27 protein-coding genes are annotated in these 26,550 nt (G+C 54.9%); 8 read left to right on the top strand and 19 right to left on the bottom strand.

The features are described 5' to 3' along the window. Window positions 1-35: 35 nt before the first annotated feature. Both IEW12_RS26015 and IEW12_RS26010 read left to right on the top strand, forming a co-directional pair. Window positions 36-1,022 carry an alpha/beta hydrolase family protein gene (locus IEW12_RS26015; RefSeq protein WP_188569061.1) on the top strand — a complete coding sequence of 329 codons (987 nt, stop codon included), beginning with the start codon at window positions 36-38 and terminating at the stop codon, window positions 1,020-1,022. Between the two features lie 196 nt (window positions 1,023-1,218). Next, on the top strand, window positions 1,219-1,857 hold the full coding sequence (locus IEW12_RS26010; protein WP_188569060.1) for a CatA-like O-acetyltransferase: 639 nt from the start codon (window positions 1,219-1,221) through the stop codon (window positions 1,855-1,857). A gap of 267 nt (window positions 1,858-2,124) precedes the next feature. Here the strand turns inward: IEW12_RS26010 and IEW12_RS26005 are convergent, their stop codons facing one another. From IEW12_RS26005 to IEW12_RS25960, 10 genes are all read right to left on the bottom strand, one after another. Next, window positions 2,125-2,457, bottom strand: coding sequence for a YegP family protein (locus IEW12_RS26005; RefSeq protein ID WP_188569059.1), 333 nt, complete (start codon window positions 2,455-2,457; stop codon window positions 2,125-2,127). A gap of 361 nt (window positions 2,458-2,818) precedes the next feature. After that, complete coding sequence (locus IEW12_RS26000) at window positions 2,819-3,976, bottom strand: hypothetical protein (protein ID WP_188569058.1); 1,158 nt, start codon at window positions 3,974-3,976, stop codon at window positions 2,819-2,821. Window position 3,977: 1 nt separating this feature from the next. Further along, window positions 3,978-4,814: a serine/threonine-protein kinase gene (locus tag IEW12_RS25995; protein ID WP_229751361.1), complete on the bottom strand. Its 837-nt coding sequence runs from the start codon at window positions 4,812-4,814 to the stop codon at window positions 3,978-3,980. Further along, window positions 4,774-5,289 (bottom strand): hypothetical protein, encoded by a 516-nt coding sequence (locus IEW12_RS25990; RefSeq protein ID WP_188569056.1) that lies wholly within the window; start codon window positions 5,287-5,289, stop codon window positions 4,774-4,776. The genes IEW12_RS25995 and IEW12_RS25990 overlap by 41 nt, the downstream gene beginning before the upstream one ends. A gap of 484 nt (window positions 5,290-5,773) precedes the next feature. Next, entirely contained in the window at window positions 5,774-6,025 is a 252-nt protein-coding gene (locus IEW12_RS25985; RefSeq protein WP_188569055.1) for a hypothetical protein, read from the bottom strand. A gap of 40 nt (window positions 6,026-6,065) precedes the next feature. Then, window positions 6,066-6,260, bottom strand: coding sequence for a hypothetical protein (locus IEW12_RS25980; RefSeq protein WP_188569054.1), 195 nt, complete (start codon window positions 6,258-6,260; stop codon window positions 6,066-6,068). Window positions 6,261-6,315: 55 nt separating this feature from the next. Then, window positions 6,316-6,762 carry an Ohr family peroxiredoxin gene (locus IEW12_RS25975; protein WP_188569053.1) on the bottom strand — a complete coding sequence of 149 codons (447 nt, stop codon included), beginning with the start codon at window positions 6,760-6,762 and terminating at the stop codon, window positions 6,316-6,318. Window positions 6,763-6,864: 102 nt separating this feature from the next. After that, entirely contained in the window at window positions 6,865-7,311 is a 447-nt protein-coding gene (locus tag IEW12_RS25970; protein WP_188569052.1) for an Ohr family peroxiredoxin, read from the bottom strand. Between the two features lie 351 nt (window positions 7,312-7,662). Further along, window positions 7,663-9,246 (bottom strand): aldehyde dehydrogenase (NADP(+)), encoded by a 1,584-nt coding sequence (locus tag IEW12_RS25965; RefSeq protein ID WP_188569051.1) that lies wholly within the window; start codon window positions 9,244-9,246, stop codon window positions 7,663-7,665. Window positions 9,247-9,263: 17 nt separating this feature from the next. Then, window positions 9,264-9,887 (bottom strand): cysteine hydrolase family protein, encoded by a 624-nt coding sequence (locus IEW12_RS25960; protein ID WP_188569050.1) that lies wholly within the window; start codon window positions 9,885-9,887, stop codon window positions 9,264-9,266. Window positions 9,888-10,177: 290 nt separating this feature from the next. Here IEW12_RS25960 and IEW12_RS25955 point away from each other — a divergent pair, with 290 nt between their 5' ends. Both IEW12_RS25955 and IEW12_RS25950 read left to right on the top strand, forming a co-directional pair. Continuing rightward, complete coding sequence (locus IEW12_RS25955; RefSeq protein WP_188569049.1) at window positions 10,178-10,675, top strand: winged helix-turn-helix transcriptional regulator; 498 nt, start codon at window positions 10,178-10,180, stop codon at window positions 10,673-10,675. A 180-nt stretch (window positions 10,676-10,855) separates the two neighbouring features. Further along, window positions 10,856-11,332 (top strand): MarR family winged helix-turn-helix transcriptional regulator, encoded by a 477-nt coding sequence (locus IEW12_RS25950; protein ID WP_188569048.1) that lies wholly within the window; start codon window positions 10,856-10,858, stop codon window positions 11,330-11,332. Between the two features lie 42 nt (window positions 11,333-11,374). On the opposite strand, the gene IEW12_RS25945 is transcribed toward IEW12_RS25950, so the two are convergent. From IEW12_RS25945 to IEW12_RS25905, 9 genes are all read right to left on the bottom strand, one after another. Then, window positions 11,375-11,932: an EF-hand domain-containing protein gene (locus tag IEW12_RS25945; protein ID WP_188569047.1), complete on the bottom strand. Its 558-nt coding sequence runs from the start codon at window positions 11,930-11,932 to the stop codon at window positions 11,375-11,377. Window positions 11,933-12,085: 153 nt separating this feature from the next. Beyond that, window positions 12,086-13,045: a glycosyltransferase family 2 protein gene (locus IEW12_RS25940; RefSeq protein WP_188569046.1), complete on the bottom strand. Its 960-nt coding sequence runs from the start codon at window positions 13,043-13,045 to the stop codon at window positions 12,086-12,088. A 54-nt stretch (window positions 13,046-13,099) separates the two neighbouring features. Next, window positions 13,100-14,476, bottom strand: coding sequence for a flippase (locus tag IEW12_RS25935; protein ID WP_188569045.1), 1,377 nt, complete (start codon window positions 14,474-14,476; stop codon window positions 13,100-13,102). A gap of 264 nt (window positions 14,477-14,740) precedes the next feature. Beyond that, entirely contained in the window at window positions 14,741-15,190 is a 450-nt protein-coding gene (locus IEW12_RS25930; RefSeq protein ID WP_188569044.1) for a MaoC family dehydratase, read from the bottom strand. Next, window positions 15,187-15,996: an enoyl-CoA hydratase/isomerase family protein gene (locus IEW12_RS25925; protein WP_188569043.1), complete on the bottom strand. Its 810-nt coding sequence runs from the start codon at window positions 15,994-15,996 to the stop codon at window positions 15,187-15,189. Before IEW12_RS25925 ends, IEW12_RS25930 begins: the two co-directional genes overlap by 4 nt. Before the next feature lie 105 nt (window positions 15,997-16,101). Then, window positions 16,102-17,334 (bottom strand): benzoyl-CoA 2,3-epoxidase subunit BoxA, encoded by a 1,233-nt coding sequence (gene boxA / locus IEW12_RS25920; protein WP_188569042.1) that lies wholly within the window; start codon window positions 17,332-17,334, stop codon window positions 16,102-16,104. Window positions 17,335-17,414: 80 nt separating this feature from the next. Continuing rightward, complete coding sequence (gene boxB / locus IEW12_RS25915; RefSeq protein ID WP_188569041.1) at window positions 17,415-18,842, bottom strand: benzoyl-CoA 2,3-epoxidase subunit BoxB; 1,428 nt, start codon at window positions 18,840-18,842, stop codon at window positions 17,415-17,417. Window positions 18,843-18,903: 61 nt separating this feature from the next. After that, complete coding sequence (gene boxC / locus IEW12_RS25910) at window positions 18,904-20,556, bottom strand: 2,3-epoxybenzoyl-CoA dihydrolase (protein ID WP_188569040.1); 1,653 nt, start codon at window positions 20,554-20,556, stop codon at window positions 18,904-18,906. A 203-nt stretch (window positions 20,557-20,759) separates the two neighbouring features. Next, complete coding sequence (locus IEW12_RS25905) at window positions 20,760-21,671, bottom strand: helix-turn-helix transcriptional regulator (protein ID WP_188569039.1); 912 nt, start codon at window positions 21,669-21,671, stop codon at window positions 20,760-20,762. 164 nt (window positions 21,672-21,835) lie between these two features. Here IEW12_RS25905 and IEW12_RS25900 point away from each other — a divergent pair, with 164 nt between their 5' ends. From IEW12_RS25900 to IEW12_RS25885, 4 genes are all read left to right on the top strand, one after another. Further along, entirely contained in the window at window positions 21,836-22,306 is a 471-nt protein-coding gene (locus tag IEW12_RS25900; RefSeq protein WP_188569038.1) for a DUF4863 family protein, read from the top strand. 68 nt (window positions 22,307-22,374) lie between these two features. Continuing rightward, window positions 22,375-23,946 carry a 3,4-dehydroadipyl-CoA semialdehyde dehydrogenase gene (locus IEW12_RS25895; protein WP_188569037.1) on the top strand — a complete coding sequence of 524 codons (1,572 nt, stop codon included), beginning with the start codon at window positions 22,375-22,377 and terminating at the stop codon, window positions 23,944-23,946. Between the two features lie 79 nt (window positions 23,947-24,025). Then, entirely contained in the window at window positions 24,026-25,618 is a 1,593-nt protein-coding gene (locus tag IEW12_RS25890) for a benzoate-CoA ligase family protein (protein ID WP_188569036.1), read from the top strand. Window positions 25,619-25,620: 2 nt separating this feature from the next. Next, the gene (locus IEW12_RS25885) at window positions 25,621-26,433 is read left to right on the top strand and encodes an alpha/beta fold hydrolase (protein WP_188569035.1); all 813 of its coding nucleotides are present in this window, start codon (window positions 25,621-25,623) and stop codon (window positions 26,431-26,433) included. Window positions 26,434-26,550 lie beyond the last annotated feature (117 nt).

Genomic DNA, 26,550 nt, shown 5'->3' with positions numbered 1-26,550 from the left:
GAATCACTGAGCTTACCCACCTTTGGAGCTCATCCATGAAAAACCTGAAGTCGACCGTACTTTCCGCCCTGACGATACTGGGCATGACACTTGCCGCCACTTGCGCGCAAGCTGCCGGGTTCCAGCATGGCTTTGCCGCTGATCCCGATGGGAAGCCGCTGGAAATCGGCATCTGGTATCCGAGCCAGGCAGCGCCTAAGCCCGTGACCATGGGAGCAACAATAATGTCAGTTGCGGTTAACGGGCCGTTAGAAGGACGCGCATTGCCGCTGGTGGTCATGTCGCACGGCACCGGAGGTTCATTCCTGGGGCACTACGACACAGCCATTGCCCTGGCAGACGCGGGCTACGTGGTTGCGGCTGTTACCCATACCGGCGACAACTATGCCGACCAGAGCCGCAGCGTATTCATCATGGATAGGCCCAGGCAAATGAGCCGGGTGATTGACCATATGCTGTCAAGCTGGGATGGCCGTGCCAATATCGATTCGGCACGCATAGGGATGTTTGGATTTTCGGCCGGCGGCTTTACAACGCTGGTCAGCATCGGCGGGCTCGCCGATTTCTCCAAGGTGGGCCCTGTGTGCCGCGAGTATCCGGAAGATTTTGCCTGCCAATTGCTGGCGAAGGCCGGGCAAGCTGCTGGCGTGCCGCCTGCTTCAAGCCTTGCGCAAGATCCTAGGATCAAGGCGGCGGTTGTGGCAGCCCCGGCTCTGGGCTTCACGTTCTCGCCGGATGGACTGAAAAAGGTCAATATACCGGTGCAACTATGGCGTGCCGAGGATGACGTGATACTGCCGCATCCACGCTATGCCGAAGCTGTTCGGCTTGCTCTTCCAAACGCTCCAGACTTTCACGTGGTGCCAAAAGCCGGCCATTTTGACTTCCTGGCACCTTGCAGCCCTGCACTTGAAAACATTGCCCCCGTCATCTGTAAAAGCAACCCCGGCTTTGACAGGGCGGCGTTTCACCAAAGCTTCAACAAGGCGGTAGTCGATTTTTTCAGTAAAAATTTGAGGTAAAGCTGAGTCGCTTCGCAGATAAATTGGGTGAACCGGATAAATTCCGGCAGTTGAAACTTTGTATGAAGGAGTTGTGGTTAGCGCCTTTGACGGACGCTGGCTCAGCCAGCTTGTTCGGTGCGCTTGTTCGATGACCAGGTGGCTGTGCTAAGATTTATCCCAGCATCCGCTTTGTCACGATCTCCACCCTATATCCATGCAGAATTTTGAAAAACGCCGCGATAGATACGACTTTTTTTCCCAGGCAGACAATCCCCGCTTCAATCTGAGTTTCGATCTTGAGCTACCGGACTTCCGGCCTTATTGCAAGGAGCGCGGGATTCCTCCCTTCCACTTCCTGCTGTTCTGCCTGCTGAGTTCCGTGCAGGATGTGGAAAATTTCCGGTATCGCGAGCATGACGGAAAAATAATCAAGATAGATAAATTCTGCGGTTCTTATACGGTAGTCAATAAAGATAACAACTTGAACTTCACCCAGTTTGACATGACTTCCGATCTGGACCAGTTCATTGCCCGCAGCCTGGCGGCAAAGAAAGAAGCCGAAGAAAGCGTGCAGATGATCAATACGGGCAATGAGTTGAGCGAGCGCGAGCAGAAGGATGCCTTCCATATTACCTGCATACCCTGGCTACGCCTGACATCGATAGAGCATCCTGACTTCAGGGGAAGCCCCGATATTCCTTCGTTTGCATGGGGCCGTTTTGGATCTGCACAGGATGGCCTGATGACAGTACCTTTTTCAGTACAGGCTCACCACGGCTTCGTCGATGGTTTCCATGTTCACCAATTGGCGCAGGCAATTGCTGCCCGGGTTGCCCGGATCATCAACGCATAGTCCCCTTTGATTTGGGTTGCGGCATTTGCAGCAACGCACGGGCGCCAAAACAGAAACTCAGTTATCGAGCTGCCGTTACATGCCCTGCACGCGACGTCTTTGCATTTGCTGGGATATCACGTGGCTAAGGAGGATGGATATGACTAAACCAACGAATGTTGCTAAGAATGAGGCGACAGAGTGGCGGTCAAATAACTCGTCGAATGGGACTTCAACGCTAGAAATAAAAGGCCACTATTAATAGTGGCCTTTAGACTTAGGCGCAATCTAAGATTCATCAACAATCTTAGTTGTTGGCCCATTGAACTTGCACGATGCAATACCGTTATCTCGAGCCGATGTCGACGAGTACATTTGGCTGGTGCCAATAATTTCGCCGTTCTTAGCCTTTAACACGAAATAGGGCTGGCTTGACGTCGAATTACGCTTGTCGTATTGTGAGTCGTAAGGACTATTCACCTGGCAGGAAGCTATGCCTGTATGCGCCCCTTGCTTCGAAACATAAGTCTCACTAGTAAGGATGACCTCATGATTATCTGCCTTTAAAACAAAGTGAAACATGCCGGACGAACCTTTTTTAATTACGTAATAACCTGCCATTTAAGTCTCCTGAGTAGGACCAAATTTTACTGTTATTCTGGAATTTATTTGCATGTCGATGATCATGTATGCAGTTCTTATTTTGGCTGAAAAATTAATTTTTTTCCACCAAAAGGATCCTGTTTGTTTTTTCACCTTTGTCCTTGGTGATATATCCACCTGAGTTATCCAATCCGTTGAAGTTCAACCTCCTAAGATCCAAATAAAGCCGTTCAAACCATCGCCCTGCTTCCGATCCAAGGTCGCCTCACTATTCGACCCATTTTAAAATACTAGCGAATTTGGACACGAAATCTCCCTACAAAGAACGTCAATTTCCAGAAAAAAATGCCATCAAAACTATCGTAGAGAATTTGATGATTTATATATCCTGTAAACCCATCTTTATTGCATTCAACCAAGGTCGAATCCAGTCGCCGGTATTTTGACGGTCAAATAGATATACTCCTGTCTCTTCCTTTTTCCCCCACAACGCATCCGCAGATTTTAGTATCGTTTTTGCGGCATTAAGGTCCGAGGAAATGACTGCCTCAGTTTCCTGAAACCAATATAAATACTGGCGCCATCCATATCCAACCCATGCCTCGCCTGAGCCAGCATCAAGAATTTCAAGAATTTCCTTTGAAAATGGATTTGAACTAGCTTCGGTACGATCAATTAACTCGTTCTTATCCAGTAACTTGATATCGTCTTCTCGGAGCCAAGTAATCAAGCCGGCATCAGTCCAATAGGGAACGACCCTCCCACCATCTTGATTGTCTTCTTCAAACCTTCCTGGCACAAATCGGCGCAAATTGAAAAATTTTCCACTAGCAACATGAGTTGCGCCAGCTGCTTTCCAAAGGAGCATATCTAGACCACTGAACGATACCAAAACCTCGGTGCCTGCATCTTCAAGCAGCCTAATCAGGCGAATAGCACCTGCCAAGCTTTCGACATCTGTACGCTGATTTCTTGGGGTAAGGTCGTCCGAAAGTACTAGGTAGATTCTAGAGATATCAGTACCAGTTAAGATACTGGCAATTGCCTCGCATCGCCCTTTTTGAGCGAGTTCAGACAACCGGACAATTGAGGTAATAAGTGTGTCAATCCCGTTTTTTGATGCGTGCTTACTTGTCGTTTCCGCGCAGTCGACGGTCCAGCGGTAATAGTCGTCACTGTATATCCTCGGAAGCATCGCTGGGGAGCATATTGCGTTTGCACCTACACTCTTCGCAGCTGCCACGATAGCTTGTCCCTTTTCCCCCCACCAGCTAACATTTGCCAGATTTACGGTGTCTACATCTGTGGAGAAATACGGCCATGATGCCAGTTGTCCCCTATTACTGCGGGGCTCATACAGCTGCGGGTCGAGGATGATATCGAGGTCGTCGCGCTTCTTTTTTAGAGCCAGAATTCTTTGCGCCATTGTTTCTGGAGCGTTATTTATTGGACTTAGGACGATGCCTTCATAACCGTGCAGATGTTTTTCGTGCACGAGATTCCAGGAATCATGCCCCATCTGATGATAAGCGCCCATGTTAATTATTGCCTTTCAAAGCATTAAGAAATTCTTCGGGTTTTCTATAACGTTGAACAGACCAAGGAGACATGGCTTTGATCAAACAGCCGAACCCACTGTCAATTAGTCGTTGCTTATTGATATCTGGCATCGACTGCCGACTAGCAACAGTCATAACAGCATCTCGCGGCTGAGAATTTTCGTCCGTCAGGAAAGGATGGTGGCCCAAAAGCTGCTCAGCTAAGACCAACGCTAAGCCGAACTGGTCTGTCCGCCAATCAATAGTACTTTTTTCGTTAAGTAGTTGTTCCGGCGCCGCATACATCGGTGTTCCGGGTCCCTGTGCCATGAAGTCTTGGGTAAGAGACTGCTTATTAAGCATTCTCACGATTCCAAAATCAGTTAGTACAGGTTCTGTAGAATTTCGAAACAAAATATTAGCGGGCTTAATATCCCGATGAACGAATTTACGTTCGAAGAGATGGGCTAGAGCCTCGGCTAAAGAAACGCCCATATGCAGAATGTCTGCTCCAGACAAAGATCTGCTCTGTGTTAAATCTTGGAGTGTTCCGAATGGCAGGTACTCCTCAATGATTGTCCAGTACTCCCTGTTTTGAACGATCATGAGATCCGAGGCATGAATTTTCGAAATCGCAGAGTGAGAGCACGTTTTCAGCGCGTCGACTTCACGTTCAAACCTAGCCTTGAGCTCACCTGACACCGGTGCTATTTTGAGCGCGTATAAATGACTATCTTTTTCTATCAAATAGACTTGCTTGAAGGCGCCAGAGCCCAGGCCGCGTAATAACGCGACATTAAGCTGTCTGCATATTTCCGTTGCGATGTCCGTTTGCAATTGTGAGTCCGCACTCTGCTGCCTCATCGAAAAATAGATGGGCCTTCCGATGCATCCACGGAATTAGCGGCTCATCCTCCAAATCAGGTGCTTCTATTACAATCTTAACACCATTATTGTCAATTGAGCAAAGTCCTATGCGGTAGCGCTGGAAAATCTCTGGATGTGTGCTTGCTCTTTGTGCCGCGCTGGGAGGCATAACAACATAAGCACTTCTTGTAAAAGTAGTATTCTTATAAGCCTGATGAGTTGCACGACGCCAATCTGTCAATTTGGCTTCAAAGGCGACGAGGTGCCCCTGATTAGTACGGACTAGAACATCAGTGATTCCATTGCGGTAATCCCACTCGGTGGTAGTTTCTACATTTCCCCATGGAGACTCACCGACTTTCAGCAACTCCAAAAAATTCTGAACCAGATCGGCTTCACTGGAAAATGGCTCTTGGCATGAAGAGTTGTGGGTTTGTTGTTGCAAGGGAGCCTTGATTGTTAGTAATGAACTGCGACAAGAACAAATTACCGTAAGTTAACTTTATAAGTTGCGGATTTCATTCAACTTTGACGATGCCGATTCTAGTTAGATTCAAATTCAGAATCAAGAAGTTCATCGGATTATATGTAGCCGTTCCTTAAATCGCGGGATTATGCCTGACAATTATGCCGTTCCCGTCAAAAGGGAACAGGAACAGTAATCAACGTCATTTTTCGGGCGATATTTTATAAAATCCACAGCTATATTCTGCGTTTTGAAAATTTTCTTTGGCATTTTCAATCAAATTTTTCCAGTATTGACCTATACGAGATCCAAGTGAATCAATTTCCAGCGCAAACCAATACAACGTTGCCTCACACGCCTAAATATTCCCCTCTGCCCATACTGCTCAATTTTCAATCGAAAATCACGTCGCTGACTATGTCATGCCCTAAGTGATCATCAATGCTCATGGTGCCACAACGATTCAATAGTTTGCCAGCTTGGCGTCATCCACTTCTATCAACTGATCCAGGCGCAAGGTTTCGCCCGTACTCAAGCTCAGATAATCGGCGCCTTGCCTGGCAAATACATCGGTAATCGTCGCATGGCGAGTTTGTGCTGTTCCATCGCTGTCGAAGAAGTGTATCTGGGTCGGCTTGCGCTTTGTTGCGTGCACTTCCAGCAGGTCGTGAAATTCGCAACTGATAGGTTCGTATTTGGATGGATTGGTCGTCATATATGACCTCCTGTGTTAAATGTTATCTGATTCTATCAAGTTAAGAGCAAGCCACACGGAGAAAGCCCCGCCATTTGCAGCGCAGCTTGCGGCGCATGTAACGCGCACTCTTTACCAGTGCCACCAGAGTTACCTGGGCCATATTGAAGTCCAGTGTCACCATCAATTGCATCAGGCTCAGCATCAACAAGACCAAGGAGGGCTTGTACAACTGACGTGCTATAAGTTCTCTCATACTGCCCTCCTTTTGTTTAGGTTTATACGTGAAGATGAAGCGCCCGGATGCAGCCTCAGGCTGTGATGACGTTCAGGGTCACATCAATATTGCCGCGGGTTGCTTTGGAGTATGGACACATCTGGTCAGCACCATGTGCAATCGCCAAAGCCACTTCTTCGTCAATGCCAAGTGCGATCAGCGTGATGCGCGCTTGCAGGAAATACTCGCCACCGCCCAGGCCCAGATCCACTTCTATATCCACTGCAGTATCAGCAGGCAGCGTGACGTTTTTCTCTTTGGCCACGATGCCGACTGCCGCGCTATAGCAGGCAGACCAGGCACCGGCAAACAATTGCTCAGCGGTAGGATGGGCCTGGATTGCTTCAAATACATGGGTGCGTGCGCCGGTGCCTGTCAGCTTGATGTTCAGGTTGCCTTCGTGGTCGCCGGAAAAAATGCGTGCGTCGCTGCCGGTAGTGTGGGTTTTGCCTGTTACCAGTACTTTTTGAATTTTGCTCATGATGTTTCCTCGAATTTAAGTTTGGGTTGAATCAAATTGTTTAAGTAAGCTTACATTAACAACGCATACGCTTACATCGTATGCGAGTTATATGTCATTAAATTAGGCGGTGACAACTTTCAAAGCTACGTCGATATTGCCGCGGGTTGCTTTAGAGTATGGGCACATCTGGTCTGCACCATGGGCAATCGCCAAGGCCACTTCTTCGTCAACGCCAGGCGCGATCAGCGTGATGCGCGCTTGTAGGAGATACTCGCTACCGCTCAGGCCCAGATCCACTTCTATATCCACTGCAGTGTCTGCTGGTAGCGTGACGTTTTTCTCTTTGGCCACGATGCCGACTGCACCGCTGTAACAGGCAGACCAGGCGCCGGCGAACAATTGCTCAGCAGTAGGATGGGCCTGGATTGCTTCGAACGCATAGCTGCGCGCGCCGGTGCCTGTCAGCTTGATGTTCAGGTTACCTTCGTGGTCGCCGGAAAAGATGCGTGCATCGCTGCCGGTAGTGTGGGTTTTTCCTGTCACCAGTACTTTTTGAATTTTGCTCATGGTTGTATCCTCATATCAGTGGTTAATTTAACATTCGCATCCGCTTCAATCGCATGCGATGGACTGCATATTGGACTACGAGCCGCCGCCTGTCAAGAATATCCTTGAAAAAAGATTTAAATGAAGTCGGCGCTGTTGATAGTAGCGGTGCCGGCAGGCATCAATCCATATGCGCAGCAGTAAGCTACTGTGGGCGACCAGTGCGATAAATCCACAGCTTTACTGCGGTGCCGACAAAAAAACTTTCCTGAATGATATTTGCCCACTACCTATGCAAAGGGCCGAAAGCGAACCCGATGCCGCTTGAGGTAGTTGCTGCGAAGCCGCTTTCACGGCCTCGCTTAAGCTTGCCTATGCCGAGGCTTTTGCCAACTCGCCATCGACAAGTCTCCAGATACCCAGAGGATTCTCATGCTGCAAGGCTTCCGGCAGCATTTCATCCGGAAAGCCCTGGTAGCATACCGGGCGCAAGAAGCGCTCGATTGCGCTCATGCCGACCGAGGTGAAGCGGCTGTCCGAGGTCGCCGGAAAAGGCCCGCCATGAATCGATGCATGCGACACTTCCTGCGGGTGCGCAAACGCGTTGATGACGATGCGTCCCGTGCGGCGCTCCAGCAGCGGCAACAATCGCGTTGCGGCAGGATAATCGGCACTGTCTATCTGCATCGTCGCCGACAACTGGCCTCGAAATTTTTTGGCGATTGCTGTCATCTGCTCCAGGTCTGCAACCCGTACCAGCAGCGCGGCAGGGCCAAATACTTCATCTGACAAAACCGTGCTGTCCAGCATCTGGGCACCGTCAACTTCAAACAGGAAGGACTGCCCATCCCACTCTCCTTGCGCAACGCTGCCGGCGGCGACCTGATGTGCGCCGGAGTTCGCCAGGCGTGCCAGATTCTTCTTGTACGAAGTATGGATGCCGGGAGTCAGCATCGTCCGCGCGTGCATCGCGTCGACGCGGGCGATCATTGCGTTTTTCAGCTCGGCATATCCGGGGCCGTCCACCGCCAGCAAGATGGCCGGCTTCAAGCAAGCCTGCCCTACTGTTACCAGCATCCTTTCCGCAAATCCATCGCCTATCTCGGCCCCACGCGCGGCCAGTGCTGCGGGTAGAACAAAGGTCGGATTGGTGCTGGTCATCTCGGTAAACACAGGGATGGGATCGGGCCGAAGCTGCGCGCGGAGATACAGTGCCATGCCGCCAGCTTCAGAACCGGTGAAGGTTACGCCCTTGATCAGCGGATGATCAACCAGCGCCTCGCCTATGTCATTGCCGCCGCCCCGCAACAGCGAGAATACGCCTTCATGCAGGCCGGCCTCGCGCACTGCCTGTTGTATGACCCGCCCCTGGATCTCGGAAGCCCCCGGATGCGCATTGTGGGCCTTTAAAATCACCGGGCAACCGGCTGCCAGCGCCGATGCGGTATCGCCGCCCGCCACTGAATAAGAGATGGGAAAATTGCTGGCGCCAAAGATCGCAATCGGGCCGAGTGCAATCTTTTGCAGGCGATGATCCATCCTTGCGCGCGGCTGGCGCTCAGGCTGTGCCGTGTCGATGGCAGCCTGCCGGAAGCGCCCCTGGCGCACGACGGCGGCGAACTGGCGAAACTGCGTCGCCGCCTTCCCTGTTTCCCATTCCAGTTGCGCAACGGGCAATCCGGTTTCCAACGAAGCCCGTTTTGCCAGCTCGGGGGCGACGGCATCCAGGCCGTCGGCGATCTTTTCAAGAAACGCTGCGCGCTGTGCCAGGCTCGTGGCGTTATAGCTGTCGAATGCTTCATCCGCCAATTGCACGGCCCGATCTACTTCGGCAGTGCCGCCAAACGCGAATTCTGGTTCGATTTCCGAATTGGATGCCGGATTGAATGCCTTCATCGTACCTGCCGTGGCAGGCAATTCCTGCGCGCCGATCAAGAGTTTTCCTGTTAGTTGCATGATGTACTCCGATCCGTTCAGGCTGGCAATGCAGCGACCAGTTCCGCCGTCGTCAGAATTTCATGGGCAAAGGTAGGGCCGTTCAGCTCGTGCGCCGCGTGCATCATTTCTTTGGTGAACGCAGAAGTTGCATCGCGCACCAGTGTCACGTGGTAACCCAGCTCCATCGCGAAGCGCGCGGTGGATTCTATGCAGGTATTGGCCAACAGGCCGACCACCACAACGTGCGTGATGCCTTGTTGCTTCAACTGGAAATCCAGGTCGGTATTGGCAAACCCGCTCTGCGCCCAGTGCTCCTGGATAATGATGTCGCCTTGCTGGGGCACAAAGTCCGGATGCCATTCCCCGCCCCATGTGCCCTTGGCAAACGAATGGCGCTGCTGTATGAGGCGCTGGGTTGGATTAGGATGTTTCCAGTTGTCGTAATCGCCCGGCTGCCAGCGCCTGTGCGGAACATAAAAAACCTGGATGCCTTTTTCCCGCGCGCTGCCTACCGCCGTGCGCAGGTTATCGAGTAAATTAACTTCCTTGGCGATCGGTTCCAGCATGGGGAATATCTTGCCGCCATGGGAGAGAAAGTCATTGTAAGGATCAACCAGCAATAAGCCAGTGCGTTCTTTTGTGTAGGTAGTGGTAGTCATTCTGTCCTCCGTGAGGTGCTAAAAAGCAAAGAAAACTGTTCGTGCGGAACAGTCATCATCAGGCTGCCTCGCGAACGATTTGATACCGGCGGGATGCGATGTATCGTGGCCGCAGAATATCACTATGAAAATCATAGTGTCAAGCATTGCAGGGCTTATAGCGTATTTTTACGGTCGAGCTACCGGCAGCCGTAAGAGACGGCCATACCAACGGAGGGCAGCACGTGCATTCGGCAAAGCAGGTAAAATTGAGGCTATGAATTTAATAGTTAATCTCGGAAATACTCATTATGGCAAGCCAGGCTGAAGCGATGAATACCGTCTGTCCGGTCTCTCGCTCACTCGACGTTACCGGAGACCGGTGGAGCATCCTGATACTCAGGGAACTGTACATGGGAGCAACGCGCTTCGAAGAAATACAGATACAGACGGCCGCCACGCCGCAAATGCTGACCACGCGTTTGAAATCACTGGAATCCGACGGGATGATAGAGCGCCGGCCCTACAGCGAGAAACCCTTGCGGCACGGATATCATTTGACCGAAAAAGGGCGGGCGTTTTATCCCGTCATTCACGCGCTGCGGGCCTGGGGTGAAACCTGGTGCAAGAGCAAGGATGAAGGGATCGCCGTCAACTTCGTGCATCGCGCATGCGGACATGATGTGGGCGTCAGCAATGTCTGCCCGGTGTGCAAGGTGCCGGTGGAGCGCAAGGACCTGGACTCGTCGCTGAGCGACAAATATGCACACGAACGCGCGGAAAGGCGCGCGGCATTCAAGGCGAAATAGCGCTTGAATATAGTGTTTAGCAGGGTGACTGAATAGCTCGCCTGCGCCTTGGCGCCTCTTCCCCCGCAACATTTGCCCGCAATTTCCTTATTGCAAATTCAATTTAAAAACGCATGCGATTGAATCGCATATGTGCTACATTGTGCGTATACACCACCTCTTTCAGGCAGGAAAAACATCATGAGTAAAGTCAGCAAACTTGCTAAAGCACCCAAATCCGCCAGGCAGGAAATTTTGCCGCTGGCAGACTTCCTGTGTTTTGCTACCTACTCGGCCAATCTGACCTTCGGCAAGGCTTACAAGCCCATGCTGGACGAGTTGGGTCTGACCTATACCCAATACATCACCATCATTGCGCTGTGGGAAGAGCGAGGACAAACAGTAAGCGGCCTGGGTGAAAAGCTGTTCCTGGAATCAAATACCCTCACCCCTATCTTGAAGAAGCTGGAAGGTATGGGTTATGTCACCCGCCAGCGCGATGCTGCCGATGAGCGCCAGGTCCGGGTCGATCTGACCGACGAAGGACGGGCTTTGAGGGAAAGGGCTTTTGCCGTGGGCTTGTTCGAAGCCTGCGGTTTGTCACAAGAAGAATTCACTATAGCGCGTGACTTGCTGATCAAGCTGCGCACCAGCCTGTTTAACTCGCTACACAAATAGCCAAGACCACAGGCCGGCTGGAACGAAGAAAAGCGGATAAGCTCAGATATTGCCGGGAAATTCCTGCACCATATTCCTCAATATCTGATCGGAGTTTGCCTGGCTGACCTTGCCATCTGCATCCAGCACGGTACCGCTGAAGGGCGCGGTGCTTTGCCCGCCCTGTATCTGCTCAATCAGTTGCGCAATCTTTTGCGCATAGCCATCCTTGGCGAAGGGGCTGGCGATACTGTCGGTGAACTCTTGCGCAGATACCGTGCCATCGCTGTCCTTGTCCATCTTCTTGTACATCGCATCTGCCCTGGATTGCGAACCTCCCGATGCGCGTATCTGGGCGCTGTACTCTTCCTTGGAAATTTTCTGATCGCCATTGGTATCCACTGCCGCCATTACCCTGGAGTTGTACATGTCGGGGAAAAGCGCCACCGTTAGTGTGGGCTTGTTGTCGGCTGCAGTAGCAGCCGCAGCGTCCTTTTCCCTGGTTTTGGCGACCGTTGCATCGGCATCTGTAGATGGGATTTGCGCTGCTGTGTTTTTTTTCAGCGTATTCGTGCTGAGGATCGCGTTATAGGCGGAAGATAGCTGGCTGATAGAGCTCATGGTCTGTTCCCAGGTTCAGTGAAATGGCCTTGAGAATATACATCCGCAAGGCAAGCTCAATTCACTGAATAGCAACGGAAAAGCATTGCAATTCCCCCTTATGGAGAAATCCGCGAGGCAGCCCTGGCGGAATTTCCGCCAGCGTGGAAAAAATTACTTGGACACCGGAAGCATCAGCGCCAGCAGATATAGCAGCCCATTGCCGAAAAAAGTGCGGTAGCCTATCTTTCCGGCCACCAGCCCGCGAATTCTTTCCAGCCTGCGAAGATGGCTGAACGTAATCAGGAAATTAATCGCCCCCATGCTGGAGTGCGGGATCAACCCGAACCTTTTTTTGAAGGCCAGCGCTTGCCGCGCTGCCATTTCCAGGCTGTTTTTCGCCATCCGGCATTTCGCGCGCGGGCGCAACAGCATTTCCCAATACCGGCTTCTCCGGGCGCCAACCTGGTTGCCCTCATGCTGCCTGTAGAAGATCGTGGCCTGGTCTACGTGTCCGACCTTGCCAAACGTGGTCGCAACCAGGATCAGCCACCAGTCATGCATCGCGGCCTGTTCGGGCACCGGCATCGCCATCTCCAGCAACTTCCGGTTGAATATCATCGTGCACCCAGGTGCAACATTGGACAGGAAGATGTTTGCCGGCAGCTGATAGCCTTCCGGCTTGATTTTCATATAGTCGAAAAACGAGGGCTGCACGGTATTGAGCCGGCTGTCGGTAATCGCCAGATCCGTGAATACCAGCAGCGGGCAATCCTTGCCGTGTGCCTCTTCCATTTCCAGCAGCTTTTGCATGGATAGCAGGATCTTGTTGTGCTGCCAGATATCGTCCTGGTCGGACAGCATGATGTAGTCTGCCGTCGAGTGCGTCAGCGCGTGATTGAAATTATTGATGACGCCGCGCTTTTCATTGATGGTCAATTTCACCTTGTCATGCCGCTGCGCTATCTCGGTCACGATGTCAGCAGTGCGGTCCGTGGAGCGGTTGTCGGAGACGATGATGCTTTTCAATGCAAAGCGGCTGGCGTCCAGCTCGCTGCTCAGTATGGAATCTATCTGCTCGGAGATGTATTTTTCTCCGTTATAAGAAGCGAGTGCAATGTCTATCATCAGCATGATTAAAGTCCTGGAGTGGTCGCCGCATCGAGCAAAAGCCCGGGTGTTGAAGATTTAAAGAAGGGGAATCTGCTTGCGCTGGGCAACCGCGATCATCGCCAGCGTGATGCCGATTTCTGTGATGTACAGGCTCGCGATCAAGCCGCTGGATTGGTGGGCGTAGGTCAGATAACTGGCATAGAGCGCGTGCAGCGGTCCGGCGATCAGGTAGATCCTGCTCAGCACCCGGCTTTCACCCAGCGCCAGGAAGCGCCACTGCGAAATCACGGTGGCGACGGCGATGATCACCGGCAGGAAAGCCAGCGATTTCAGGTAAACAGCGGCGGCCAGGAAATCAGCCCCGAGGTAGCGGCGGGCAATGAGGTCGGCGCCGAAATACAGCACCAGGCCACCGGCAAGTTCCAGCGCGACCAGCAATACAGTGCCGCGGAGAACCAGTGCACGCGAGGCGGCGGCACTCTCCGCTTTCCTGCCCAGCGCAACGATGCGCGGAAACAGCGCAGACGCAATCGGCTGTATAAAGCCTTGCGCGGCGAGCCTGATCTTGTCGGTGGCGGCAAAATACGCCACCTGGTCGGCGCCGGAGAATATCTTCAGCAGGATGAGGTTGATGCCGGTGTAAAAGCTGGTCGACATATTCGACAGGAAAACAGGCCAGCCCTCCTGCAGCATGGCTTTGATGGTCCTGGCACTCACCGCCGACCTGCCTACTATTCCCTGCTGCGACAGGTAATAGAACGAAGCTATCGCGGCCAGCAAACCCGGTATGTTTTGCAATATCGCTGCGCGGATAACGTCATCTGGTGTTTTCACGAACAGGAAGAAGAAAGGCAGAGGAAGCAGCCTGGACATGCAGGTGATGAAGGCCAGCATCTGCATTTTTTCCAGTCCCTGAAACAGCCAGGTGGGAAACAAGGCATTGCCCAGCACACCGATAAAACAGGCGGCGAGCAGCAAGGCGTTTTCTCCCAGGTCGGAAAATACCGCCATCAGCAGCAGCGAAAACAGCGCGCAGGCGATCGCCAGCAGCAGCTTGACTGCCAGGGTATTGGCGACGACCGCAGAGACGGCGTTTTTATTCCGGCTATCGATGGCAATCAGCCGGGTGGCGGTGATGCCAAAGCCATAGTCGGTGACCAGCACAAAGTACTGGATGACGGCCTGCGTGAAGCCGAGCAGCGCGTAATGGCCAACGTCCAGCGTCCGTGTCAGGTAAGGCAGGGTGATCAGTGGTGCCAGGTAGGTAATCGCCTGGACCAGTACCAGATAGAAAATGTTCCCGGAGACGCCTTTCGCTGGCTCGGGACTAGAGTCATGGAAAGGCTCTGGGGCAGAATCGCGACCCGGCTCATCAAGCGGCTCGAAGATCGATTCGTCCAGCGGGCCGCGAATCGAATCGCGGGTGCTGTCCCTACCGGGCCACATGGACATGCCGCGAGCCTGCCCTGCCGCAAACCGATGTGCACTGGTGCAGGAAATATGCAGTAAAAGCAGGGAAGATTAGGTAAGCCATGTGCCGCGCGCCGTTGATATTTTCAGCATGCTGTCACATGCCGGCGCGTGCCCGATTTGGCTTTACACGGTTTTACTCATTGCTATTACCGTATTTACATGTCTTAACGGGAATTTACAAAACCACGGAAATTGTTGCCGCTATGGCCAGAAGAAAAACATAAAGATAGAACGGCTTACGTCCTAAGCGGTCGGCTCTTCGCCTATCTTGAACATGCTGGTCGCCTCCAGATCAAGCACTTGCTGGCCGCTCTGGTTCAGCATGATCCATTGCCAGCGCACTATGCCCAGCCAGGGGCGGGATGCCGATATGCGCGACTCCAGTACCAGCACCTTTAGCGTCAGCACATCGCCGGGCCTGAGCGGATTAGGCCATTTGACATAGGCCAGGCCCGGTGACGCATAGGATTCGGAACCGGCGAGTATCTGCCTCGACACCATTTGCATCGCCAGCGCGCAGGTGTGCCAGCCGCTGGCGATCAGGCCGTGGAAGGGGCCTTGTTCAGCACGCACGGGATCGGTATGGAACCATTGGTCGTCGTAGTTGCCGGCGAACTGCATGATTTCTGCCTCCGTCACCAGCACCGGCCCCAGGGTGAATTTCTTGCCTTCACTGATTTCAGAAAATTTCATGGCATCGTGCGTGCAAATACCGGCGCACGCTTTTCCTTGATGGCCCGCACGCCCTCTCGTGCATCTGCCTGGCTGAAATCCATCATTTCTGCCGCCAGCGATGCCTCGAATGCGGGCCAGGCGGCCTGCATCCAGTGATTCAGCGAGCGCTTGGTGCCGGACAGTGCCGAACGGCTGCCTGCCGCCAGTTTCTGTGCGATCTGCAAAGCCTCTTGCTGCAAGGCCTCTGCATCGACAACGCGGCTGACCAGGCCTATGCGTTCCGCCTCTTCGCCGCTCAGGGTTTCGCATAGCAGCAGATAGTATTTTGCCTTGGCCATGCCGCATAACAGCGGCCAGACTATTGCCGCGTGGTCACCGGCGGCCACGCCCAGCTTGGTATGGCCGTCGATCAGCTTGGCCGTACGCGATGCCACCGAGATGTCGGCCAGCAGCGCTACAGCCAGGCCGGCGCCGACGGCTGCGCCGTTGATGGCGGAAACAATGGGCTTGTCGCAATCCAGCATGCCGCGTACCAGCTCGCGCGCTTCACGCATCACCCGCTGGCGCGCCTGCTCCGATACCAGCATATCTTCCACCATCGCCATTTCCCCACCGGCGCAAAAGGCCTTGCCTTCGCTGCGTACCAGGATGACGCTGACATCCGGCCGCGCACTGAGCCTTGGCCACACTGTGGCCAGTTCCGCATGGCCTTGCGCATCCGTGACCGGCATGCCGGCCACGGGCTGGAACACCAGATGGGCAATGCCATCCTGTTCTATATCAACACGGAAATTATTGGTTTTTAGCGCGAGGGAATTTGTCATTGGCTTATTCTGGAAGGCCCGGAGGCAGGTACAAGCTGGGGCGAGGATAAAAGACGTTGCGGGACAGCCTAAGGCTATCCCGCTTGGCTACTCATATGCGGCGTGCTAATAGGTTTCAACATGGAAGCGGCCTTCGCTGACCATTCTTGCATGCAGCGCGGACCAGTCCTTGCCTGCATCCTTGCAGATGTCCCGCAAGGCCTGCATCACGCCGGTTTCCATGCCCTTCAGACCGCAGATATACACATAGGTGTCACCATCCAGCAGTTCGGACACCGCCTTGCCGGCATCGAGCATCTTGTCTTGCACATAGGCGCGCGGCTGGTCCGGGACGCGGGAAAACGCCAAGTGCATGTCGATCAGCTCCGCCGGTAATTTGCGCAAGGGGCCAAAATAAGGCAATTCTTCCGACCTGCGGGCGCCGAAAAACAATAGCAACTTGCCGTTCTGCTCTTTCGCCTGTGTCTTCAACAACCGACGCCGTCTTTCCGTCATCGCGCGCATGGGGGCAGAACCTGTGCCGGTGCAAATCATCAGCAGATTGGCATTGGCATGGTTGGGCATCAGGTAGCTGCTGCCGAAAGGACCGGCCAGGCTTACCGTGTCGCCCTTCTGCAAGTCGCACAGATAATTGGATGCCACTCCCGGCACTGGCTTGCCGTCATAGTCTTCCACTACCCGCTTTACGGTCAGCGAAAGATTGTTGTAACCCTCGCGCTCGCCGTCGCGTGGGCTTGCTACCGAATACATGCGCATATAGTGCGGCTTGCCGGACGCATCAGTACCTGGAGGAATCACGCCTATGGACTGGCCTTCCAGGATGGGGAAGAACTGGTTGCCGAAATCCAGCACGATGTGGCGGATATCGCTGTCTGCATCATCTGCCGTCAGCCGGAAATTACCTGCCACCGTGGCCGTGATAGGCGTTTTCAAGGTGTACAGATTGGTGTAGGGATGGGCAGCCGACCATGGCGCCGTGGTCGAGGATGGGGATACTGCAGCATTCACCTGCACAGCGTCGAAAGCCAGGCTTTCCGGCGCGGGACTCGCATCAGCGGCGATTTCCTGTTGCACCGGCAGCTCATCCCAGCTCAACTGTTCTTGCAGCGTATAGGCGCCGGCCTTGGGCATCGTGCGCCAATGGTCGATGGAACCTGTAGGACAAGGCGAGATGCAGGCGCCGCAGCTATTGCATTTATCGGCATCGACGACGTAATTGCGGCTGTCGTGCGTGATGGCGTCTACCGGGCAGGTTTCTTCACAGGTATTGCAGCGTATGCAAACCTCTGGATCAATCAGGTGTTGCCTGATCAGGATGACGGCTTCGGGAGCGTTCATGATATGCCTGACGTTCTATACTGAAGAAAATTCGCGGAGCATGCAATTGCCTGCTCCGCATTACCGATCATTAAGACAGTTTAATTAAAACGCACATATTCAAAATCGATAGGCTGGCGATTGATGCCCACCGGCGGCGGTGCTATCCAGTTCGCCATTTTTCCAGGCTCTATCACGCGCCCCATCAGCGATGCGACATAGGCACGGTCTTCTTCGCTAGGCAGCCAGTGGCGTACCTTGCTCAGCCATTCGGCTTCTGAAATGACCTGGCCTTCCGGCGAAATGCGCATATTGGCGAAACCGCCTATGTGGCGATTGAAGGCCTTGTGCGGCGTGCTCAGGCGGAAGTTGATGCCCGCCTTTTCTATCACCCGGTTCCAGCGGCCCACACCGGCTACCGAATCGCGAATGAAATCGTCGCGCAATACTTCATTCAGCGCATTCAGCATCGGCACTTCACGCTCAACCAGGGAGCCACCCGCTACTTCCAGGATGCGATAGGACTGGCCCTTCAGCAGATGGTCGTCGTCGCGCTTGGTTTCTTCATAGCGGCCCTTGAGGCCGGAAGTGTAGAAATTGGCGGCATTGGAAGACTGGTCGGCACCGAACAAATCTATCGTCACGCTGAAATGGAAATTCAGGTAGCGCTGTATGGTCGGCAAGTCGATCACGCCCTTGGCACGTACCTGCTCGGGATCTTCGATGCCGAAGGTGCGCATGACTTCGCAAGTGCGCTGGATCACGCGCGAGATACCGGATTCGCCGACAAACATATGGTGCGCTTCTTCCGTCAGCATGAAGCGGCAGGTACGCGACAGCGGATCAAAGCCGGATTCGGCCAGTGCATTCAGCTGGAATTTGCCGTCACGGTCGGTAAAGTAGGTGAACATGTAGAAGGCCAGCCAGTCCGGCGTTTCCTCATTGAAGGCCTCCAGGATGCGCGGTTTGTCCTGGTCGCCGGAATTGCGCTGCAGCAGCGCCTCCGCTTCCTCGCGGCCGTCGCGTCCGAAGTATTTGTGCAGCAGATACACCATGGCCCACAGATGGCGGCCTTCTTCCACATTGATCTGGAACAGGTTGCGCAGGTCGTACTGCGAAGGCGCGGTCAGGCCCAGGTGGCGCTGCTGTTCCACCGAAGCCGGTTCGGTATCGCCCTGCGTCACAATGATGCGGCGCAGGTTGGCGCGGTGCTCACCGGGCACATCCTGCCAGGCATCGCGGCCCTTGCTTTCGCCGAAATTGATCTTGCGGTTTTCCTCCGCCTGCGCCAGGAAAATCCCCCAGCGGTATTCCGGCATCTTCACATGGCCGAAATGGGCCCAGCCCTCGGGCGTGACATTGATCGCTGTGCGCAAGTATACGTCATGGTTCAGCGAACCGTTCGGCCCCATGTCGCGCCACCAGTTCAGGTAGTTGGGCTGCCAGTGTTCCAGCGCGCGCTGCAGGGTCTTGTCTTCCGACAAGTTCACGTTGTTCGGTATCGTCTCATTGTAGTTAATTGTGCTCACGGGGCTATCCTTTGCGGGTAGGGAATGTAGTCGTCTGGGTTCAGCAGTGTTGCCGGATTTTTTAAACGCGATTCAAATCGAACTTGGCCTTGTTGCCGCTGCCATAGACCTTCAATGCACCCAGCTCGCCAACTGCATTGGGACGGATGAAGATCCAGTTTTGCCACGCGGTCAGGCGGCCGAAGATGCGGGTTTCCATGTTTTCCTTGCCGTTGAAGCGCAAGTTCGCTTCCAGCCCTGTCAGTGCATCAGGCGACATGCTGGCGCGTTCTTCCAGCGCCAGCCTGGTTTCATCGGCCCAATCCAGGTCATCCGGATCGGCGGTGATCAAGCCCAAGGCCATCGCCTCTGCAGCATCCAGCGGAGTGCCGATTTTGGCGCGGACCGCAGCCACCTCAGCTTCATCTTCATAGAAACGGCGTTGCAGGCGGGATTGGCCGGTAACCATGGGCAATGCGCCAAAATTCATTTCCGATGGGGTAATCCGTGGCGCTTTTTTCGGTTCGTCCGGCATCGCCAGCATATAGCTGCGGTCCGCTGCCAGCGCTATTTCCAGCAAAGAACCCGCGAAGCATGAGCCCTCTTCGATCAGCGCGAACAAGGACCGGGAAGATACGTCCAGACGGGCAAAGGTGCGGCGCATGAAGCCTATGGTTTCACGCACCAGCCAGTGCGACTTGTGCTGCACCAGGCTGGCATCCACGTCCAGCACATCGCGCGCATCGCCCTGGGTTTTCAATATCCAGGTGCCGATGTCCAGCTCATTGGTGCGCAGATGCAGGATCGCATCGTCCAGCTCACGCGCCATCTGCAGCGGCCACCAGCTTGCACCGGCCGCTTCTATGCCGGCGATATCTTTCGGCTGCTCCACCGACGGCGCCTTTACGGTCAGCGTCGCGGTGCGGCCGTCGCGGTTGATCTGTATGCCGACAAAGCTGTAGTTGACAGTATCGGCGGTGATCTCCTTGTTCAAGGGCAGGAATTTCACGCCCTGCGCTTCCGCTGGCCTGTCACTCAATTGCGCCAGGGCTTGCGCACGCTCTTTGACGGCCTGCTGGAATTGCGCAGGTTTTACGACCTCGTCCACCAGGCGCCAGTCCTTTGCGCGCTGGCCGCGCACGCCTTCCGACGTAGTGCAGAAGATATCGGCATGGTCGTGGCGCACCTTGCGCTTGTCGGTCAGGCGGGTCAGACCGCCGGTGCCGGGCAAGACGCCGAGCAAGGGCACTTCCGGCAGGCTCACCGAAGAAGAGCGGTCGTCCACCAGGATGATCTCGTCGCAGGCAGCGGCCAGTTCATAACCACCGCCGGCGCAGGCGCCATTCACTGCGGCAATGAACTTCAGGCCGGAATGGCGGCTGGAGTCTTCCAGGCCGTTACGGGTTTCATTGGTGAATTTGCAGAAGTTGACCTTCCACGCATGGGTGGATTTGCCCAGCATAAAGATGTTGGCGCCGGAGCAAAAAATGCGGTCACGCGCGCTGGTGATGACAACGGTGCACACCGAAGGATGCTCAAACCGGATGCGCTGCACTGCGTCATGCAATTCGATATCGACCCCGAGGTCATAGGAATTCAATTTCAGCTTGTAGCCTTCTTTCAGGCCGCCGTCTTCATCAACATTCATTGTCAACGTGGCAATGACGCCATCCACGGACAGCGTCCAATGCTTATAGGATTCGGGGTGGGTTTCGTAATTGATGATCGTTGACATGTGTCTCACTCCTCAGTGGCAGTATGCTGCATTTGAAATACCTTAAACGCACTATATTGCATGAATATGGACAAGTCAAGCAATAAGCTGCATTTTAAAATTGCCGCATTGCGGGAAATTCGAGGAGATTCGCTGCAGGCAAACAGAAACAGGCGGAAAAAATGCCGGACTCAGCCGGCATCAGGGAGGAAATTGAAACAGCGCTACTTGGACAGGGCCATGGACCGCAGCTGATCATCCAGCGCCAGGAAAGCGCCTTCCTGGGTCAGTTCGCTGGTATCAAAGGTTTCATCGGCCTTGGAGTAAAAAGGGGTGCGGCTCTGGATGATTTCCTTCAAGTCTTGCATCGCCTCGCGGTTACCCGACATCGGACGGGTATCGCCCTGTGCCACCACGCGGCTCATATGCTCTTCCGGCGAAGCCTTCAGCCATACTGTATAGCAATGCGACAGCAGCAGATTAAAGGTGGCCGGATCGGATACGATGCCGCCCGGCGTCGCGATCACTGCCTGCGGATAGCGCTGGATCGCATCTTCCAGCGCCCGGTATTCATAGCGGCGGTAGGCGTTCTGCCCATACAGGGCATGGATCTCGGCCACGCTGCAACCGGCCAGGGTTTCTATCTGGCGATTCAGCTCAATGAAGGGCACCACCCAGCGGTCAGCCAGCATGCGTCCTATCGAGGATTTTCCTGCTCCGCGCAAACCTATTAGCGCCACCCTCTGGCGCCTGGCCTTTTCGCTGGTGGGCGTCTCAAATACGCCGGACAAGGCAGCACGTGCCTGCGCCAGCTCCGCATCGGAACGGCCGCGCAGCACCTCGCGTATCATCAGCCATTCCGGCGAGGTTGCGGTTTCATCGCCTATCATTTCGGCCAGCGTGCAATTCAGCACCGCCGTCAGTTGCCGCAGGAATTGTATGGACGCATTGCCGACACCGGATTCCACATTGGCAAGATGGCGCTCGGAAACATCGGCCAGGCGCGCCAGCGCCTTGCGGGTCAGGCCGCGCCTGGACCTTAGCGCGCGCAGCCTGTCCCCCAGCGCGATCAAAAACAGGTCTTTTACCTCCCCCGGCGACTCGCCCGAGATTGCTTGATTACTTATGTCGTTCATGCACTGCTTTTCCAGAGTTGAGGATTACTTCATGAAATATAATATGCACCCAATACTTGACACATGCAAGATATTACACCTACACTTCACAGAAATCACACCTTCAGTGCACTTTCTAAAAAAATGTATGCACTATAGATGCAACAATCTGGAGATTGTAAACGATGGATGCGCAGGCTTTTCAAAAACTTATCGCCCGTCTCACTGAAGAAATCGCCGGGATACCGCTGGGTGCCGCGCTCGAAGCGCACCTGAATGCAGAACACGGACCAGGCAGCCCTATCTATGAAGCCATCTTCGATGCCTGCGTGACCGGCACCAGCGAAGGCTGGATGTGCAATCGCGAGGGCGGCGGCATCCGCTACGGCAGGGTGCTGAAAGCCTCCGATGCCACGCATGGCTTCAGCGTGGACGTGGTCGACATGCAGGATATCGCCGGTCCCCACCACAGCCATCCTAACGGCGAGATCGACTTGATCATGCCGCTGACCAGTGAAGCGGTGTTTGACGACAGGCCGGCAGGCTGGTGCGTGTACGAAGCAGGCAGCGCCCACAGCCCCACCGTCAGCCGGGGCCGCGCCTTCGTACTCTACCTGCTGCCGCAAGGCGCAATCCATTTCAGCGCAGCGGCCTAGCGCATCAACCAGGCCCTAGTCCCCATCTCCTACCTTATTTATATATCCAACGGACATCCAGGCACTCTATGACGAATTATCTGCAAAATTATCTCGGCGGCGCATGGCAGGCACGGGCTGAACCGGTAAACAAGCTGCTGGACCCCATCACCGGCGCACACATCGCCAGCACCGGCGGCAAGGCCGAAAACCTGCAGGCCGGCTTTGATTTTGCGCGTACGCAAGGCTCGGCCGCATTGCAGGCAATGAGCTATGGCGAGCGCGCCGCCATGCTGGACCAGGTGCTGAAGGTATTGCAGGCCAACCGCGATGCCTACTACGACATCTCGCTTGCCAATTCCGGTACGACCAAGGCTGATTCCGGCGTCGATATCGAAGGCGCCTTGTTCACGCTGGGCTATTACGCCAAACTCGGCGCCGGCCTCGGCGATGCCAGATTGCTTTTGGACGGCAGCCCCGCCATTTACTCGAAGGACAAGCTGTTCCAGTCGCAGCATATCCTGACGCCGGTGCGCGGCGTCGCGCTATTCATCAATGCTTTTAATTTTCCGTCCTGGGGCTTGTGGGAAAAGGCTGCTCCGGCACTCTTGTCCGGCGTGCCTGTCATCATCAAGCCGGCAACCGTCACCGCATGGCTCACGCAGCGCATGGTGGCCGACGTGATTGCCGCCGGCATCCTGCCGCCCGGTGCACTGTCCATCGTCTGCGGCAGCTCCGCCGGCTTGCTCGACCAGCTGCGGCCTTTTGATGTGCTGTCATTCACAGGCTCCGCCGACACGGCTGTGGCGATACGCTCGCATGATGCGGTGGCGCGTCACTCGGTCAGGGTCAATGTGGAGGCGGATAGCCTGAATTGCTCGATACTCGGACCGGATGCCTTGCCGGGCACGCCATCCTTTGATGCCTATGTCAGCGAACTGGTGCGTGAAATGAGTACCAAGAGCGGGCAGCGCTGCACGGCGATACGCCGCGCGCTGGTGCCTGCCGGTATATTCAGCGCGGTGGCCGAGGCGGCTTCCGCCAAGCTGGCGCAGATCAAGGTCGGCAATCCTCGTAATGAAGAAGTGCGCATGGGCTCGCTGGTAAGCCGCGAGCAATACGACAATGTGCAAGCCGGCATACGCAAGCTGGCCGGCGAAGCGCAAACCATCCATGGCGGTTCCAGCCAGCCCCTGGTCGATGCAGATCCTGCCATAGCGGCCTGTGTGTCGCCAACGCTGTTTGGCATACGGGATGCGGACCAGGCTACGCTGGTGCACGACCATGAAGTCTTCGGCCCTGTCTCTACCCTGCTCGGCTATAGAGACACCGAGCATGCGCTGGCACTGGCGCAGCGCGGCCTGGGTTCATTAGTGGCATCGGCCTTCAGTGAAGACAGTGCCTGGCTGGCCCGTACTGCACAGGCGCTGGCGGCATCGCATGGACGGGTGCATACGGTCACGCCGGAAGTGGCAAAGACCCAGACCGGCCACGGCAATGTGATGCCGGGATCCATTCACGGCGGACCTGGACGTGCCGGCGGCGGCGAGGAACTGGGCGGCCTGCGAGGCCTGGCCTTCTACCATCGCCGCAGCGCGATACAGGGATCAGCACAAACGCTGGAAAATTTATCTGCTACCGCAAAAGCCTGGATCGTCTGAACATTGATTTCAGACGGCAAATAACAAGGCGGGTTTACCCAGCGGCAGTGCAGCCAGGAATGTTGGAGGAGAGACAGCAATGGATCAGGCAGATGTATCAGAAATAGATGTATCAGAAATCAAGCTTCCGGAACAATTCAATTTCGCCCGGCACATCCTGGAGTTGAATCAGGACCGCGCTGGCAAGACCGCATATATCGACGACAACCGGAAACTCAGCTATGGCGAACTGGCACAGGCTTCACGCCGCTTTGCCGCAGGCCTGAAACTGGCCGGCATACACCGCGAAGAACGTATCTTGCTGGTGATGCAGGATACCGTGGATATGCCGGTCGCCCTGCTGGGTGCAATGCTGGCCGGCATTGTGCCGGTGCCTGTGAACACGCTGCTGCCTGCTGCCGACTATAGCTATATGCTGGAGCACAGCACCGCCAGCGCCGTGGTCGTGTCGGAGGCTTTGTGGCCGGTGGTACAGGAAGCGCTGGCCGCCTTGGCCACACAGCCCAAGATCATCATTACCGGCCAAGGTGCGGCCAGTGTCGCGGGAGCGCTGAGTTTTGCCAGCGTGCTGGACACCGCGCCGCTGGCAGAGGCTGATTTTGCCAGGACACGAGCCGACGACTTCGCCTTCTGGCTATACTCCTCCGGCTCCACCGGCCGGCCCAAGGGTACCGTGCATTCACATGCCAACCTGTTCTGGACCGCAGAGCTGTATGGAAAACCCGTATTGGGAGTGCGCGAATCCGATCTGGTATTTTCTGCGGCAAAACTGTTCTTTGCCTATGGCCTGGGAAATGCTCTGACCTTTCCGCTCAGCGTGGGAGCCACTACGGTACTGATGCCGGAACGTCCTACCCCGCCTGCGGTATTCAAGCGCCTGACGGAACACCGGCCCACCGTGTTTTGCGGCGTGCCCACCTTGTATGTAGCGATGCTGGCCTCGGACGAGCTACCGGCCAAAGAACAAGTCGCGCTGCGCATCTGCGCCTCTGCGGGGGAAGCCCTGTCCAGGGAAGTCGGAGAAAGATTCCATCATCATTTTGATTGCCACATCCTGGATGGCCTGGGCTCCACCGAAATGCTGCATATCTTCCTGTCCAACCGGGAGGGCGACGTGCATTACGGCTCTACCGGCAGGCCGGTACCCGGCTACCAGCTGGAATTGCGCGACGACAACGGTCACGCCGTGCCGAACGGCGAAATCGGCGACCTGTACATACGCGGCCCCAGCGCAGCATTGCTGTACTGGGCCAACCGCGAAAAAAGCCGCTCCACCTTCGTCGGCGACTGGGTCAAGAGCGGTGACAAGTATTCGATTGATGCAGACGGTTACTATACCTATGCAGGCCGCAGCGACGACATGCTGAAAGTCAGCGGCCAGTATGTGTCGCCGATAGAAGTCGAATCCGCATTGATGGGCCATGACTCAGTGCTGGAGTGCGCGGTCATCGGCGTGCCGGATGCGGATGGACTGACCAAGACCAAGGCTTTTGTGGTGCTGCGGCATCCGGAATCCGCCTGCGGCGAACTGGAGGACGATTTGAAAAAGTTCGTCAAGTCACGCCTGGCGCCGCATAAATATCCGCGCGACATTTCTTTCGTGCAATTACTGCCCAAGACAGCCACCGGCAAAATACAGCGTTTCAAACTACGCGCAGCGGAAGGCCATTAAGCATGGTTGCAGAGCATGAAAATCAATCGCCGCTGTTCGCCGAAATAGACTGGAATGGGCGTAATATCCAACTGGAATACCAATGGGTAGGCGTGAAAAAGTCGGATCAGCCTGTGGTGGTCTTCCTGCACGAGGGGCTGGGATCGGTATCGCTGTGGAAGGATTTTCCGGAACAATTCTGCTCGCGTAACGGCTTCAGCGGCCTGGTTTTTTCCCGCTATGCCTATGGAAGATCCACGGCCAGGCCGGCGGCCGAACGTTTTCCGGTGGACTTCATGCAGAGGCAGGCATTTGAAGTATTGCCGCTGTTTTTCAAGAAAATAGGGCTGGAAAAACCCTGGCTGTTCGGCCATAGCGATGGCGGCTCGATTGCATTGCTGTACGCGGCACGCTATCCCGATATGGTCAGCGGCATCGTGGTGGTAGCACCGCATATTTTTGTGGAGGACATGACGGTCGCAGCCATCGGTGTCGCCCGCGAAACTTATTTGCAGCAGGGCTTGCGTGAGCGGCTGGCACGCCACCATGACGACGTGGATTCTGCATTCTGGGGCTGGAACGATGTCTGGCTGGACCCTGAGTTCCGCTCCTGGAATATAGAAGCATATCTCCCGTCCATCGCCTGCCCGATGCTGGCGGTGCAGGGAGAAGACGACGAATACGGCACGCTGGCGCAGATCACCGGCATACAAGACCAGGTCGCGCAGGCGGTATTGCAGGTGATTCCGCAATGCGGGCACTCACCCCACCGTGATCAGGCGGAGGTATTGAGTAACAAGGCAGGGCAATTCATCAAGGCGGTACAGCAGATGTAGTTAAAAAAAATCAATGAGGGCGGTATGTTCAACAAGGCGCAAAAAGACGTCATTAAAAGATGCCATTGAACGCCGTAATAACAGGAGACAAAAAAATGAAAACCAAAATAGCTGCAC

This window comes from Parundibacterium terreum (assembly GCF_014636315.1).
Lineage (GTDB): Bacteria > Pseudomonadota > Gammaproteobacteria > Burkholderiales > Burkholderiaceae_D > Undibacterium > Undibacterium terreum.
Note: the sequence above shows the minus strand (reverse complement) of the source record. Positions and strands in the feature narration are given on the sequence as shown.